Source organism: Halobacillus sp., assembly GCF_049282395.1.
Taxonomy (GTDB): domain Bacteria; phylum Bacillota; class Bacilli; order Bacillales; family Halobacillaceae; genus Halobacillus.
This window is the reverse complement of the sequence record NZ_JBAPTY010000153.1, coordinates 1-14,593: the sequence shown is the minus strand read 5'-3', so window position 1 is coordinate 14,593 and position 14,593 is coordinate 1. Positions and strand designations below refer to the sequence as shown.

The 14,593-nt window shown below is 40.9% G+C and carries 17 protein-coding genes; 11 read left to right on the top strand and 6 right to left on the bottom strand.

Annotation, left to right across the window (positions count from 1 at the left end; translation table 11 throughout):
- Positions 1-203, top strand: a 203-nt coding sequence (locus tag WAM07_RS06920) for a 3D domain-containing protein (RefSeq protein ID WP_422165798.1), incomplete at its 5' end; no start/stop codon positions are given.
- A 386-nt stretch (positions 204-589) separates the two neighbouring features.
- On the opposite strand, the gene WAM07_RS06915 is transcribed toward WAM07_RS06920, so the two are convergent.
- Positions 590-1,153 carry an NADPH-dependent FMN reductase gene (locus WAM07_RS06915; RefSeq protein ID WP_422165797.1) on the bottom strand — a complete coding sequence of 188 codons (564 nt, stop codon included), beginning with the start codon at positions 1,151-1,153 and terminating at the stop codon, positions 590-592.
- Between the two features lie 120 nt (positions 1,154-1,273).
- Between WAM07_RS06915 and WAM07_RS06910 the strand changes: the two genes are divergently transcribed.
- The 4 genes from WAM07_RS06910 (at position 1,274) to WAM07_RS06895 (ending at position 4,523) form a co-directional block, all read left to right on the top strand.
- Positions 1,274-1,768: a GNAT family N-acetyltransferase gene (locus WAM07_RS06910; protein WP_422165796.1), complete on the top strand. Its 495-nt coding sequence runs from the start codon at positions 1,274-1,276 to the stop codon at positions 1,766-1,768.
- A gap of 84 nt (positions 1,769-1,852) precedes the next feature.
- Positions 1,853-2,005 carry a hypothetical protein gene (locus WAM07_RS06905; protein ID WP_014641555.1) on the top strand — a complete coding sequence of 51 codons (153 nt, stop codon included), beginning with the start codon at positions 1,853-1,855 and terminating at the stop codon, positions 2,003-2,005.
- 264 nt (positions 2,006-2,269) lie between these two features.
- Complete coding sequence (locus WAM07_RS06900; RefSeq protein ID WP_422165795.1) at positions 2,270-3,070, top strand: SDR family NAD(P)-dependent oxidoreductase; 801 nt, start codon at positions 2,270-2,272, stop codon at positions 3,068-3,070.
- 289 nt (positions 3,071-3,359) lie between these two features.
- Positions 3,360-4,523, top strand: a complete 1,164-nt coding sequence (locus WAM07_RS06895; RefSeq protein WP_422165794.1) for an AI-2E family transporter — start codon at positions 3,360-3,362, stop codon at positions 4,521-4,523.
- Positions 4,524-4,552: 29 nt separating this feature from the next.
- On the opposite strand, the gene WAM07_RS06890 is transcribed toward WAM07_RS06895, so the two are convergent.
- From WAM07_RS06890 to WAM07_RS06875, 4 genes are all read right to left on the bottom strand, one after another.
- Positions 4,553-5,113 (bottom strand): cysteine dioxygenase, encoded by a 561-nt coding sequence (locus WAM07_RS06890; RefSeq protein ID WP_422165793.1) that lies wholly within the window; start codon positions 5,111-5,113, stop codon positions 4,553-4,555.
- A 27-nt stretch (positions 5,114-5,140) separates the two neighbouring features.
- The gene (locus tag WAM07_RS06885; protein ID WP_422165792.1) at positions 5,141-6,049 is read right to left on the bottom strand and encodes a DMT family transporter; all 909 of its coding nucleotides are present in this window, start codon (positions 6,047-6,049) and stop codon (positions 5,141-5,143) included.
- Between the two features lie 92 nt (positions 6,050-6,141).
- Entirely contained in the window at positions 6,142-6,606 is a 465-nt protein-coding gene (locus WAM07_RS06880; RefSeq protein WP_422165791.1) for a GNAT family N-acetyltransferase, read from the bottom strand.
- A gap of 222 nt (positions 6,607-6,828) precedes the next feature.
- On the bottom strand, positions 6,829-7,833 hold the full coding sequence (locus tag WAM07_RS06875; protein WP_422165790.1) for a YeiH family protein: 1,005 nt from the start codon (positions 7,831-7,833) through the stop codon (positions 6,829-6,831).
- Positions 7,834-7,950: 117 nt separating this feature from the next.
- Here WAM07_RS06875 and WAM07_RS06870 point away from each other — a divergent pair, with 117 nt between their 5' ends.
- Positions 7,951-8,847 carry a LysR substrate-binding domain-containing protein gene (locus WAM07_RS06870; protein WP_422165789.1) on the top strand — a complete coding sequence of 299 codons (897 nt, stop codon included), beginning with the start codon at positions 7,951-7,953 and terminating at the stop codon, positions 8,845-8,847.
- Positions 8,848-8,873: 26 nt separating this feature from the next.
- Positions 8,874-9,341 carry a GNAT family N-acetyltransferase gene (locus WAM07_RS06865; protein WP_422165788.1) on the top strand — a complete coding sequence of 156 codons (468 nt, stop codon included), beginning with the start codon at positions 8,874-8,876 and terminating at the stop codon, positions 9,339-9,341.
- A gap of 304 nt (positions 9,342-9,645) precedes the next feature.
- On the opposite strand, the gene WAM07_RS06860 is transcribed toward WAM07_RS06865, so the two are convergent.
- Positions 9,646-10,857: an MFS transporter gene (locus WAM07_RS06860; protein WP_422165787.1), complete on the bottom strand. Its 1,212-nt coding sequence runs from the start codon at positions 10,855-10,857 to the stop codon at positions 9,646-9,648.
- A gap of 108 nt (positions 10,858-10,965) precedes the next feature.
- Between WAM07_RS06860 and WAM07_RS06855 the strand changes: the two genes are divergently transcribed.
- The 4 genes from WAM07_RS06855 to WAM07_RS06840 all read left to right on the top strand — a co-directional run.
- Positions 10,966-11,841 (top strand): LysR family transcriptional regulator, encoded by an 876-nt coding sequence (locus WAM07_RS06855; protein WP_422165786.1) that lies wholly within the window; start codon positions 10,966-10,968, stop codon positions 11,839-11,841.
- Positions 11,834-12,409 carry a nucleotidyltransferase family protein gene (locus tag WAM07_RS06850; protein ID WP_422165785.1) on the top strand — a complete coding sequence of 192 codons (576 nt, stop codon included), beginning with the start codon at positions 11,834-11,836 and terminating at the stop codon, positions 12,407-12,409. Before WAM07_RS06855 ends, WAM07_RS06850 begins: the two co-directional genes overlap by 8 nt.
- A gap of 75 nt (positions 12,410-12,484) precedes the next feature.
- On the top strand, positions 12,485-13,285 hold the full coding sequence (locus tag WAM07_RS06845) for a PAS domain-containing protein (protein ID WP_422165784.1): 801 nt from the start codon (positions 12,485-12,487) through the stop codon (positions 13,283-13,285).
- Positions 13,286-13,464: 179 nt separating this feature from the next.
- A partial coding sequence (locus tag WAM07_RS06840; RefSeq protein ID WP_422165783.1) for an acyl-CoA dehydrogenase family protein occupies positions 13,465-14,593 on the top strand: 1,129 nt, incomplete at its 3' end.

Here is a 14,593-nt window from a genome sequence, read left to right as displayed (position 1 = left end):
CGAACCCGGACCGTAAAGTTATCGCTGTGGATCCTGACGTTATTCCACTAGGTTCTGAAGTTTACGTTGAAGGATATGGTAAAGCTGTTGCAGGAGATATCGGCGGCGCTATTCAAAATGACCGCATCGACGTATTTATTCCTAACCAGGGCGACGCTTTCGATTTTGGACGTAAAGATGTAGAAGTAACCGTATATGAATAAGTTTTAAAAATATTTTATCCTTATAAGCCTTGCAGAATGAAATTCTGCAGGGTTTTTATATTATTTAGTGTTTTGTTTTGAAACCATAAAGCGATAAGTACAACAGACTATCAATCGGTTTTATACATTAAATTACCGGTGTGTTTTATTTCTAAACATACATTTTCATTAAATCAATGTGCTGAATTATAAAGATAAAGCTCCTGATTTTGTGTGGAACAAATGGAGGGTTGGAAAAGGTTTGCTTCCTGCTCCACACAGCTTGAAGCTGTGCCCTCTTCAATCCGGTCCTATCGTTTACGTTAATAAATCTGTTGGGAAGATCAGCCACGACGTTTAACGGCACCTAATAAAAAGAGGTTCCTGTATAAAACAGGAACCTTTTTTTAAGGAGTAGTAATACTGCTGTATTGCTTATCTGCAAATTTCAGAAATTCGTCAACCACTCCATCAATAAAATCAATCGTGCCCTGATCTGTAATTAGTCCTTTTTCATCCACCTTGTGCTGGATCTGTCCGACAAGGATTTCATTACCTGGCAGGACATTTGCGGACATACCTGGAGAATTCAGAATTTGCCGCAGGTGCATCTGTGCCCGTACTGTGCCGAGCACACCCATCGTGGCACCCGCGATGAAAGTGGGCTTACCTTTCATCTCCTTGTTGCCACGGGAAAGCCAGTCTAAAGCATTTTTCAGTACGCCGGGGATTGAATGGTTAAATTCTGGAGTTACGATTAAAAAAGCGTCTGCATCTGCTAATTGAGCTTTGAAATTTTGAACAGATGCAGGGGCTTCATGTTCAATATCTTGATCGTAATGAGCCAATTCACGGATAGGAATAACTCTTACATCCATATGGTTCTTATATCGATCCTTTATAAAGTTGGTTAACTTCATATTGTAGGAATCTTTTCGAATACTCCCAACGAGAGCAGCTACTTTTAACATGACAACGTCCTCCTCGTATTGTGCTCCAATTCTATTATAAGAATAGGTGCAAAGGGTTTCTAATTTTTTGCTCAATATTGGCAAAAAGTGGGTATATAGCGGGTAGGAGGGAATACAGATATGGATTTAGTACAATTGCAGCCATATACATCACAGCATTACCAGGGAATTGCTCAGCTATCTTTACCAAAAGAGCAGACTCACTATACAGAAATGCCTGAGGATTCAGTGGAGTGTGCTGCTGGCGATCCTACAAGAAACCCTGTGACCATTCTTGCAGATGACGTACCAATCGGGATGTTTGTTCTACAGAGCGGTCCAGTGGTGTCCGAATACACGCCTCATAAAAACGCTCTTCTTCTCATAGCTTATATGATAGATTATTCCCAGCAGGGAAAAGGGTATGCCAATGAATCCTTAAAAAAACTCCCTTGTTATGTTCGAGAGCATTATCCAGAAGTCGAATATATTGTTCTGGCTGTTAATGTAAATAATTACGCTGCTCAACATGTATATAAGAAAAATGGATTTTATGAACAAGGAGAACGGATATTAGGGAAAGAAGGGTGGCTGATGATTTTTGAAATGAAAGTAGAAAAAATGTTTGAAGAATAGTTTTTCTTGAAAATTTTAAGTTTTAGTCTGATCCTTCAGGGGAAACATATTTATAAGCCTAAATAGAAAAGGAGGTACACCACTATGACTCTGCTATATTCAAAAGCCCGCGAGATGTTTGAACAAGATTACAAAAACAGTCCTGAAGCTAAAACAGATCTTCAGACCAAAGGTATGAAGCGCACGCGGTCTGGAAAGGCGTTATTTTCTTTCCGTAAGCAGAACAAGAAGAAATAACTAAAACAGTGGTGACGGTAGCTATGAGAAGAAATTACAAAAGAATAAACCTGTCGGATCTTATGAAAAAAGAAGTTCCGTGGTGGGTCAGCGTTTAGTGGCATCTTATGTCTCAGAAACGCTGACTTTTTTATGAAAAAAACTCTTTGGGTGGTTAGTGTTTTATTATTTTTAAATAATTTAAAACGAGAGTTTCTTAAATAATGGAAAGGGTTTAATCAGGTGAAGGGAAGGTTATCTGATAACAAAGGAGGCTGCGAAGTTATGACGGTTTTTTCAAACGATGCTTTAATTGGGGAACACATTCTGATTACGGGAGCCACGGGCGGAATTGGTTATGAAGCAGCTAAAGAAGCTGTCCGCACAGGGGCACATATAACGATTACTGGTAGAAACGAAGAGAAGTTAGAGTCGTTAAAAGAAGAGTGTAAAAAACTTAATTCAAAGGCAGAGGTTTTTGTAGGTCCAGCAGATATAAATATTGAGGACGACCGGAAACAGTTAGTACAAAATGCGAAGGAGTCCATAGGTCCGATTACGGGGCTTGTTAATTCAGCAGGTATCGGAGGGGGAGCCCCGCTCGATGATCTTACAGAAGAGCAGCTGCGGAAACCTATGGAATTAAATTATTTCTCTACTGTTCTGCTTACTCAGGAAGTTTATAAAGATATGAAAGAACAAAAACGCGGATCCATTGTTAATCTATCTTCTTTATCAGGTCTGCGAGGTACCCATAGCAATATTGCTTATAGTTCCTCTAAATTTGCTATAATTGGCTTTACTCAGTCCCTCGCTATAGAAGCTATTGAATATAATGTGCGTGTGAATGCTATTTGTCCAGGTTTCGTTGATACGCCAATGGGAAGGCAGGCGATAGCTAACATTGGTAAACGAGAAGGTCGGAGTTACGAAAAACAAAGAGAAATCTCTGAAGAAGCACTGCCTTCTGGAAGAATAAGCACCCCGGAAGAGGTAGCTCGTTCAATAGTATATTTGTTGACGGATGCCTGTGAGAATATCGTTGGTGAATCGTTAAAAATTTCAGGCGGAGGAGTTATGAGATAACACTTTATATTACATTTTGAAGACAAGCGTTTTCTTGCTGGTTTAACTGGGAAATTAATAAACATACACAAATTAGGAGGAGGTTTTCTCCAAATGGGACGCTTAATTAAACGAATTATTAAATTCGGACCGATCGTCTACCCGGTCATTCGTAAGTTTATGCGGAAACGTAAAGGGAAATATTAGGAACGTGCCTATCTTCATAGGCGCGTTTTTTTACGATTCTATGATAAACTGGAAAAAAGATCAGACCACTTAAACTGTCACCACGTATGAAGGGGATATGAACATGAATCGTTGGGACTCAACACCGGTTATCCGTTTTTTTGGAGGCCGTAAATTATTGTACATATTAGCTGTTATATTAATCATCGGTCTTAATATCTTAGTCTATTCTAGTGTGGATTTCATCTTTGAACCTATCATCGTGTTTATAAAGACGGTAGCTTTACCACTGATATTGTCCGTTGTTGTCTATTATTTATTGCGGCCCATTATTAACTTAATGGAATCATTGAGAATAAAGCGTATATGGGCTATTTTAATTACTTTATTATTAGTTATCGGGTTAATCACGTTACTGGTTGTTTTGATTATTCCTTTTCTTGAGAAACAATTTTTAAGTCTCGCGGAAGAATTGCCTGAATACCTGAATGCTCTGGTAATTTCACTTGATCAATGGCTGCGCGATTCCTTTTTAGGAAGCTATTACAGCAATCTCTTTCAGGATATAGACGGGCTCCTTAACCAGCTCCCTGAAAATATATCGTCTTATGCCGTTCAGACTGTGGAGGGCATTACGAACTTTATTACGACACTTACAACTGTGCTCGTTGCTTTAGTTACATTGCCATTCATCTTATTTTATTTACTTAAGGATGGACATAAGCTTCCGGCTAAAATGTTAAGTTTCTTTCCTCCAAAGGTTCGCCCGGAAGTGAATAGTGTATTTAAAGGAATTGATCATCAGCTAAGTGCCTACATTCAAGGGCAGATCATAGTCAGTTTCTGTATCGGTATCATGATGTATATCGGCTTTGTAATTATTGGTTTAGATTATGCTCTTCTACTTGCGGCTATCGCCAGTGTAACAAGTGTCGTCCCCTATTTAGGGCCGGTAATTGCGATTACGCCAGCCTTAATTATTGCCATTGTAACGTCACCGTTTATGGTATTGAAGCTTGCTTTCGTATGGACCGTCGTTCAGCTGTTAGAGGGTAAATTTATTTCACCTCAGATTATGGGGAAAAGTCTTCATATCCACCCGGTTACGATTATATTTGTCCTTTTAACAGCAGGGCATTTATTTGGAGTAGTTGGCATACTTGTAGCTATCCCGGGCTACGCTATTCTTAAAGTGTTTGTATCTCACATTTTCTATTGGCTGCAGCTCAGGTACAATCGTTTCGTTGAAGACGGGAATAAATATAAACTCCCGGAGCGAAGGTATTGATCGAAAAATCGGAAGGACTACAGCTTAGATCAATGGAAATGTTTAAGTCTAATTTCTTTGATTTTCTGGCGCGTTTCTTCCGGCCACCAGGCTCCGCAGTCACTTGAAACGATGCAAGCTGCACATTTTTTTAAATCATACACCTTCATTCCTCTGATCGGAGGGGAATAAAGATGAAGAGTAATCAGAGGGTTCGTTCCTGCACGTCCCATTTTATGAACCCCGTGTCGGGGGGCGAATAACAGAACACCTTCTTTTTTGGTTTCTGAAAAAACAGCTTTTGGCAAATGTCCTTTTTCTACTTTGAAAATCGTATGTCGGGTTGTGCCGCTTAGGACCTGGATCCACCCCGTGGAATCGCCATGGTCATGAGGCGCACATTCAATGTCAGCCCAGTTCATTACGAGCAGTTCAACCCGCTCATCCGCGTATAAAAGCTGACGGTAATAAGGGCGTGGTCCTGGGGCTTCGAGCCATGCTTCTGCCTCTTTTTTCTGAACTTTAAGTTTTAATAATGCCTTCTTTAATGCTTCATCAGAATAGGATGGCATACTTCCTAAGATATTCCTTGCGCGATCCTTTATATCCATAAATATCCCTCTTCTCCATTTTTGGTCTCAGCTTCTTTGAAAAAGAAAACGAAGTCTTCCTTGAACAAGCAATACGCCAAAGATAATGAGAAACCCCCCGGTAATGGAGAGCCAGGAAAAATTCTCTTTTAATAATAGAATAGCTGCAATTAGAGTAGCCAGTGGTTCCAAGTATAAAAAAACAGAAACCTGAGATGCTTCCATAATTTCTAATGCTTTGGCCCAATACCAGTAAGCTAAAGCCGATACAAATACTCCAAGAAAAAGTAAATGACCCCAATAGTAACCTTCAAGATTAACAAGTTGATGCCAGCCGTGATTCCTTATTAGAAAAGGCAGTGTTAATGTAAACCCGGACATACTCATATAAAACGTAATAACTATAGATGGTAATGGAATAGCTAGTTTCTTTAGCAGAACCGAATAAACCGCCCAGTTGAATGTGCTCAAAATCATGAGGAAGTAACCAATACTTAAAGCAAAACTGAATGATTGGCCGCTTCCCAGAATGGTAATGAATAAGACCCCGGAGACGGCTATAGCAATTCCGGCCGCTCTGGATAAGGTGAGGTGTTCCTTTAAGAAAACAATAGATAAAAGAACCGTGAAAATGGGTGAAAAAGCAATCAGCCAGCCAGCATCGGAAGCCTGTATAGTCAGCAGGGCTGAAGCCTGAATGACCTGGTGAACAAATACTCCGAGGACACCCAGGGATAATAAATGAGGAATATATTTTAACGGTACACTTATGTGTTCTTTTAAGAGATTGATTAAACAGAATAGAAAGATGCTGCCGATTCCAAATCTCACAACGAGAAGGGAAAAAGGGTCGAGCACCTCCAATACCGCTTTAGTAGAAACAAAAGAAACTCCCCAGAAAGTAATGGACATTGTTGCATAGAGGGATGCGGTTAAACGGGTGTTAGGGAAGGGCATGTCCCGCTTCCTTTCTGCCAAGTGTACTTTAATACACTATATGCTTGGGGCAGACAGGCATCCCAATAAATTTAAAGAGTGGCAGTGCGCAATTAGTTTGCTTCTGATGTTGGTCTTTCCAAGCGGGTAAGAAACATACCTGGTGTTACTTCTTTTTCATGGGTAGGATGAAAACCGTGACTGGTATAGAGGTTGATGGCGGGGGTGTTTTCACTACCTGTAAATACATAACTGGGCTTAGAAGGATAAGTCCCGATTACATTCCTGAGGAGACTTTGACCAATCCCCTTACGAAAGTGTTCAGGATGTACCATAAGACGGTAAATATCTATATAATTATCTTCTGTTTTATAAGAAATCGCTCCAACCAGGTCCGCGCCTATATAAGCTCCTATAAACGTTTCCTCTGATTCCATAATAGAGGTTACAGTATCTTCGCAAGGAGGAAGATCAGGGAAACCTACAATAGCAGCTTCTACTTGATAAGAGAGGAATTGGAGGCGTAGAATACTGTCCGCTACATGCAGCTTAGCGGGTGAAATTTTAAAGAGATTCAATGTTATTATACTCCTTGTACCTTTGACTTTGACTCTTTTCATTTTAGCAGACAACGACGGGATTATAAAAACGGTTTCATCTTATGAGTGATGAAAAGCAAGGTTAGGACGTAAAGGAAAGTCTGTATATCGTGAGTATTCTTCCAAAAAAACAGGCGTGGAAACGCTATCAGAATAAAAAAGGTGTCCTTCTAAGATAGGACACCTTTTTGTGCAGGTTTATTAAATCATCCAATAAGTGAGTAATGATAACAAGACCGAGGTAATAATCATAAGGAGCATCGGTTTTAGAGCCTTACTCCTTACATCTTCCAAACTGACGCTAAGACCAAGGCCTACCATCGCCATTGTTAAGATAAAGGTCGTACCGACAGATATCCCGTCCATTACCACTGAAGGAATAGTGAACCAATTTCCTTCTATATAACTTCCAAACAGGCTCATAGCTATAAAGCCCAGCAGGAACCAAGGAAAAGCAATAGAGGTCTCAGGTCCTTTATTCCCTTTTTTGTTCATGATCCATACGAGGATCAAACTTAGGGGAACGAGCAGGAAGACGCGACCAAGTTTAGCAAGTAACGCCATTCCTAGTCCAGTGTCCCCTGCGGGTGCACCAGCGAGAGCTACATGAGCTATTTCGTGGAGACTTAACCCGGCCCACATTCCGTATTCTTCCATATCTAATGGAAGCAGTGGGCGAATAAGCGTATAGCCAATAGCAAACAATGTACCAATAATTGATATTATTCCTGCACTAATCGCCGTATCCTCTTCCTTTGCTTTAAGAATTGGTGATACCGCTGCGATGGCAGAAGCACCGCAGACACCTGTACCTATTCCAAGGAGTAAGGATAAAGAAGTGTCAGCTTTCGTTAATCGTGCTAAAAGGATCATAATTCCTATCGCAAACCCGATAACAATGGCGTCGCGTAGTAATAAGGGAAGACCTTCGCTTAAAATGACGGATATATTTAACTTCAATCCGAATAGGATAATGGCCAGCCGTAGTAGTTTTTTAGCTGAAAATTGGATGCCTGAGCGTATTTGTTCTGGGTAACCGAAGAAATGGCGGTAAAGGACTGCCAAAAGAATAGCGGCTGCAAGGGGGCCAATTTGACGGATTAAAGGAAGGGATGAAAGCAGAAAACCTGCTCCCGCAAGTATTGCAGTGAATCCCATTCCCGTAAGGAGTGGTCGAAGTGAGATCGAACCTAAGAAATGTTTCATCTTTCAACCTTCTTTTCGCAAGATTTTCACCTCATATACTATACGTCCCGTCATGACATTAGTAAAATAAAACTTTATAATATAAATGATTAATATTATTAATGATAGGATGATTGAATGGATTTTGAAGCGATGAAGACATTTGTAGCAGCCGTGGATCAACAAAGCTTCACGAAAGCTTCCAAAAAGTTAAATCTTTCCCAGCCCACAGTAAGCTTTCATATTAAAAATCTTGAAAAGTATTTTGAAGCGGAACTGATTGATCGTTCTCCTAAACGATTTATAGTGACTCAGACAGGTGAACTCGTGTACCAGCGTTCAAGGCAGATACTGGGACTTATTGATAAAACAAAGGCAGAAGTGCTTGAATTCCATAAGCAGCTAAGGGGGAAGCTTCACATTGGAGCAAGCTATACGGTCGGCGAGTATATTCTGCCATCAGTTTTAAAAGAATTTGACACACATTACCCAGCGATAGATCTAGAGGTGCAAATCGCTAATACGGAGCGTATTAATCGGGCGATCCAGCTTCATGAATTGGATATTGGACTGGTTGAAGGACAGGTGAACCATCAGGGACTTAAATCTGAACCTTTTCTGGAGGATGAGATGGTCGTTATTGTCCCAAGGGATCATCCGATTCGCGAGAAGACATCTATTACCTTTCAGCAATTGCAGGATCAAACCTGGATTACCAGAGAAGGGGGTTCAGGCACAAGAGCCGTAATGGACTCCATGCTTGAGTCGTATAACATAAGACCGAAAAAATTGATTACGATTGGAAGCAACCATGGTGTTGTTCAGGGTGTAAAGGAAGGTCTTGGGCTTTCTTTGATATCGAAAACCGTAGTAGAACATACAGCAGCTGAGCAGTTAATCATGAAGCTTCCTTATATAAAAACCACAAGCCGTTACTTTTCTTTAGTAACGCATGCTAATGAAGAAGAAATTTCCAAAAATGTTCAGCTGTTTGTAGGAAAAGTAAAAGACCTCTATCGTTTAAGCGGGAAATAACAACAGTTGACCCGGGGGGATGAAGTGTGGAAATACGAGGTTATTCACCTGAAGATATAGAAAATATACATTCAGTGATTCAAAGGTCAGTACGTGCCGCGTATGCATATTATAAAACTGACCAAATTAATGCTTGGGCTGCTGCGCTGGATGATAAAAAAATGCTGCAAAACAGATTGGCTAAGTCGGATGTGAAAATCGCAGTGGATAATGGCGGCAGGACGGCAGGAGTGGCCAGTTTATTGAACGATGGAGTATTGGACCTATTCTATGTTGACCCCTGTTATCAGCGAAAAGGAGTAGGCAGCAGGCTGCTTCTAGAAATTGAAAAGTCCGCTTTAACGGACCAACTCAACTTCATAGAAACAGAGGCAAGTGTGAGTGCTTTTTCATTCTTTAAAGGCAAAGGTTTCAAACAAATTCGTTCTCAGCATAAGCTGGTGCAGGAAATCAGTATAAAAAATTATCAAATGTGCAAAAAGTTGAATAATTGATCATCATACGGGGTATCGTGTCTTATAATTAAAATTTGAAACGTTCAGGGATATTCAATCGTAAAGAATTGTAGTAGATACATGAAGGTAGTCATATAAAAACTCTGCATCATATTGAGGTGAAATCATGAAGAAATTAGACCAGATTGTCGATTATTTAAAGACGCTGGGAGTAGAGGTTGAGAAGGTTTACAAAACCCCAAAAGAAGAGACGAGATAAGATAGGTAGAAGGGTTCGGTTAAATACTTACGTAAAATAAAGAAAAATAAGGTATGTTTCCGCGAATAGAAACATACCTTATCGTCATGCTGGTTTCTGCTTGGTTATGGCAGCAAACTGAGGATCTCTTGCTTGGAAGAAGGCCCATACCATTCCGGCAAAACTGATTCCACTTAATAACAGGAAAACATAATGAACGCCATGTGCGGAAGCGACATATCCAAAAATCGGTCCTGTAATGACAACAGAAGCCTGGTTGCATAGCATGCGAAAGCTGGCCATTCGCCCGTGGAAATCCGGGTCTGTCGCCATTTGCTGCACAGACTGCAGGAGGGCACGGACAAAAGAAGTACCTAGACCTACTAAAACTACACCTAATACGACAATTAATAAATTTTTTGTTATTCCTAACAGCAAAAGCCCGCCCATCATCATACCAAGAGAGAAAAGGGCCAGGTGATTTTTCCACTTAAGCCACCACCATGTACCCACCATACCGGCCGTAATTCCTCCAATTGAGAAAGCAGCATCAAGAAACCCATAGACCGTCGAAGTTTGATTTAAATAAGCACTCGTATAAACAGATAAGAAGCCCAGAATTGTGTGAAAAGTCAATTGGCCAATCATCATCATGACGAAGAGTCCATGCAGCATATGGTGATTTTTTAAATATACAAACCCTTCTTTTAATTCTTTGAAGAAAGGAGAAGCTTTGGCAGGTTTTCTCATTGGTGAAGGTTCATATGAAAGGAACAGCACAGTAAAGAAAGCCCCGATGTACAATCCCGTTACGATGAGAAGAGAAATTGAAACAGGCAGAAGTCCAGATAGAATTCCACCTAAAGCAGCTCCGATCAGGCTACCTGATATAGTGGCTGAGCCAGATAAGGAAAAAATTCTTGGTAAGTCATTTTTTTTGAATACTTCAGCCACAAGAGCTTGTAAAGAAGGCCTGAACAGGGAACCAAGTGTTTGAAGGACCATGTGTGTCAAAATCATCACCCACGGGTTGATCAAGCTGAGCAGAAAAGCCCCCCATAAAAGCAATAAACAACCAATACTCCCTCCCCCTGCAAGAGAAGCCAGTTTTTTTCGATTCGAACGATCGACGACGACTCCAAAGATCAGGTTGGAAAATAAACCTGGCAAAAATCCAAAACTGACGAAAACCCCGGTGTATATCGCGTCTTGTGTCCATTGATACAAAAACCATGTAATTAATACAAAATACATAGCTCGACCGCATTCATATAAGAAATAAGTGGTTAATAGACGGCGCGTATTCAGTCGATTCATCGGTAAGCTCCTCCTATAAATTAATTCCATCTTATCCTATTAATGGAGATAAGGATAATGCTGTTTTATAATTAAAATCGATAACTTTTCCTTATGGAGTGATAAGAATTGAAAATAGATGATTATAAATTATTGCTTCAGTTACATCGAATCAAAACGATAAGGGGCACAGCTAAGAAAGTACTTATATCACAGCCTGCAATTACCCAACGGTTAAAATACATAGAGAGCCATTTTGGCGGAATCATTTTCTTAAGAACCCCAAAGCAGCTCGTTCTCACTGCTCTTGGTGAAAGTGTCCTGAAACACGCAGAGGAAGTCGTAAAAAGAGAAGCCGATTTCTGCGACCGCCTTCTCCAGCAAGATGGGAATAGGGTAGCTGGAACACTTTCCATAGGGGCATCTTCTTTGTTCAGTCAACATTTTTTACCTGGAGTTTTAGAATCTTTCACAAAAAAATATCCGAGTGTAACGATTGATCTGGTAACAGGAGTCAGTGATGAAATAAGAGAGTCCTCCAACCAGTTTCACGTATGCATCGTACGCGGTGAACCGATTCGTACCATGGTTAGCCATCATCTCTTTGAAGATCCTCTGTATTTAATGGATACTATGCCTTTAAATGAAGACATAGCTCGACCTCTTATTGAATTTAAAAGTGATCCCGGATTTCAAAAAGTACTGGAGGAGTGGATGGCAATTCAGCCCCAGCAAGCATTTAATAGGTCGATCAAAATTGATCAGTTTGAAACCGCCAAGCAGCTTATGAAACGTGGTTTAGGTATGGCTGTACTGCCAGAGAGTGTAAGCAGAGATCTTAAGGATTTCTATTCCATACCTCTGAAGGTGGACAATCGGCCTTTGAGCAGGCACACGTGGGTTTGTTACCAGGAAGGACTTCGTCAATTATTACAAGTGGACGCGTTTATTCACGAACTTGAGAAGACCAGATGGTTTGAGGAAGAAGGAAAAGGAATTGACTAATTTAGAAAATGAGCTAATAGAAATCATCCGGGCACATCCATATATTCAACAGCTGTTTGATGCGACTGATCACTATTTAGGAGATTACTATATCGGGGCTGGTGTAATTACGCAGACGGTATGGAATAAGCTCCATAACTTTGACTTCACCTATGGAATAGATGACGCGGATATTGTATATTTTAATTCCTTGGAGCAGTCTTCCAGGGAATTGGAAAGAATAAAGGAAACGAAAATACGAGACGCTCTTCCCCATTTTCCTTTTGAAATTGATTTAACCAATGAAGCTCTCGTTCACCACTGGTATGAGCAGAAGTTCAATAAAAAGATAACCCCTTATCAATCAGCTGAGGAAGCGATTGAAACATGGCCGACAACTGCATCAGCGATCGGTGTGAAGCGAGTGGATGGTGAATACAAGATATACGCTCCTTTTGGATTACAGGATCTGTTTAAAGGAATTGTGCGTCCCAATAAAGTTTTAGTTCCAGAGCATGTTTACCAAAGTAAGGCTGTTAAATGGAAAGCCCGCTGGCCCGGACTAACTGTGCTAGAATGGTCTGTGTAAGGTATGATTGGAAATTTTCTATGATTCATTTTATGATAATAGTATTCATTCCACTACCAAAGGGGATTGCTTAGTATGAACGAAGAGACATTCGATAAATTAGAAGAAATTCAGCAAAATGAATTCATTAAGGCAGCTATTGATCGAGTGGGGGCAGGTGTGGTTATCTCTGACCCTGAGCAGGAAGATAATCCAATGATTTATTGCAATAAGGGATTTGAGGACTTGACGGGTTATAAGGCAGAAGAAATCCTCGGAAAGAACTGCCGGTTTTTACAAGGGGAAGAGACAAGCTCTCAGATGGTAGATAAGATTCGTAAAGGACTCTCGAATTATGAAAATGTACTGGTAGAGCTGAAAAATTACAAAAAAGACGGGACGATGTTCTGGAATGAACTGCAAATCTTTCCTGTTTACATACAACAAATGGATCAGAACTTTTTTGTCGGTGTTCAGAGAGATGTTAGTCAGCGGCGAGAGCAGGAGGAGCTGATCGGGCATTATCTATCCGAAGTGAAGAGGTTGTCTACACCGATAGTTCCACTTGAAGAAGGGATCTCTGTACTGCCACTTGTGGGAACCTTCGATGAGGAGCGCCTTAACGAAATGCTCGACTCCGTTAGTCACCACGTGAAGGAATCCAAGGAAGATTTTCTGATTATCGATATGTCCGCTGTGCATGCCTATAACGAAGCGGTGCATATGGGGATTTACCAGATGAATCAACTGTTGGATCTAATGGGCACTACTCTGATTATTACGGGGATTAAGCCCAGCTTTGCCATTCAAAGTGCACCATATGCAGACTTCAGTGAACTATCACTTCAGTCTTATGCTTCTGTTAAACAGGCCCTGAACGCGGTTCGAGGGCGATAGATAACGGAATGTCCGGCATCTTCAAGGTGTCGGACATTTTTTCACTAAAGTCCGCAGGTTCTGTGCTTTCTGGTCTCTATATAAAGCAAGGGGTGAAAACTCTTTCTAAGCCTAGGATTGGCTTAATTCCGACTAATTTTGTAAGATTTAAATATATATTAAATTGGGAGTGGATGTATATGGTTGATCTCTTTGATAATTGGATAAAAAATGACCGTCATCAACGATTATTTGAAAAAGCTGAACGGATTGCGAAGGAAGCAAAAGCGCAGGTAAGCAAAACGGACCCTGAGGCTGTTTTTTCCCATCGTACTTTGAAAGTAATAAAACAGGAGAAATACCCATCGCTTACCTTATCAGCTGCTTACGGAGGAGAAGACCTCTCTCTGTACGAGTTTTTATTATTACAAGAAAAGATTGCAGAAGGTGATGGATCTGTTGCATTATCTATCGGGTGGCATTTAGGGATTATGAAAGAGTTAATGGAAGACAAACTTTGGAGGAAAGATGATTTTGATCGCCTGGCTAAAGAGGTGGCGGAAGAACAGAAGGTTGTTAATCGGGCAGCTACGGAGCCGGCAACTGGAAGTCCGACTCGTGGAGGGATCCCGGAAACCAAAGCAGTCAGGAATGGAGACCGTTATATCATCACCGGTCGTAAAACATTTACATCTATGGCGGACCATTTAGATTATTATATAGTCTCTGCTTATGTTGAAGAATTAGATGAGGTTGGCTGGTTTCTCATTGATCGTCATCATCCTGGACTTACGGTCGATAAAACATGGGATACCCTTGGTATGAGAGGTACGGAAAGTGACGATTTAGTATTGGATGGAGTAGAAGTTAATTTAAATGATTTAGTAGAGAGAAAATCAAAAGAAAAGCCTGCTCCTAAAGGCTGGCTGCTGCATATCCCGGCGTGTTATCTAGGAATTGCTACAGCAGCGCGAAATGATGCAATTGAATTCGCTCAAAACTTCCAGCCAAACAGCTTGGATACTCCAATTGCAGAAGTGGGCCATATACAAGATAAAATTGGCGAAATGGAATGGAAGCTGCTGCAAGCTCACTCGTTTATGTACACGGTCGCAAGAAAATGGGATGAAGAACCCGATCAGCGTAAACACATGGGTGCGGAGTTAGCCGCGGTTAAACTGGCCGTCACTAACACTGCGGCAGAGGTCGTAGATTTAGCAATGAGGATTGCCGGAGGGAGAGGCTTATCCAAGCAGTACCCATTCGAAAAGTATTACCGCGATGTCCGAGCTGGTCTGCACAACCCGCCTATGGATGACGCAGTGGTGA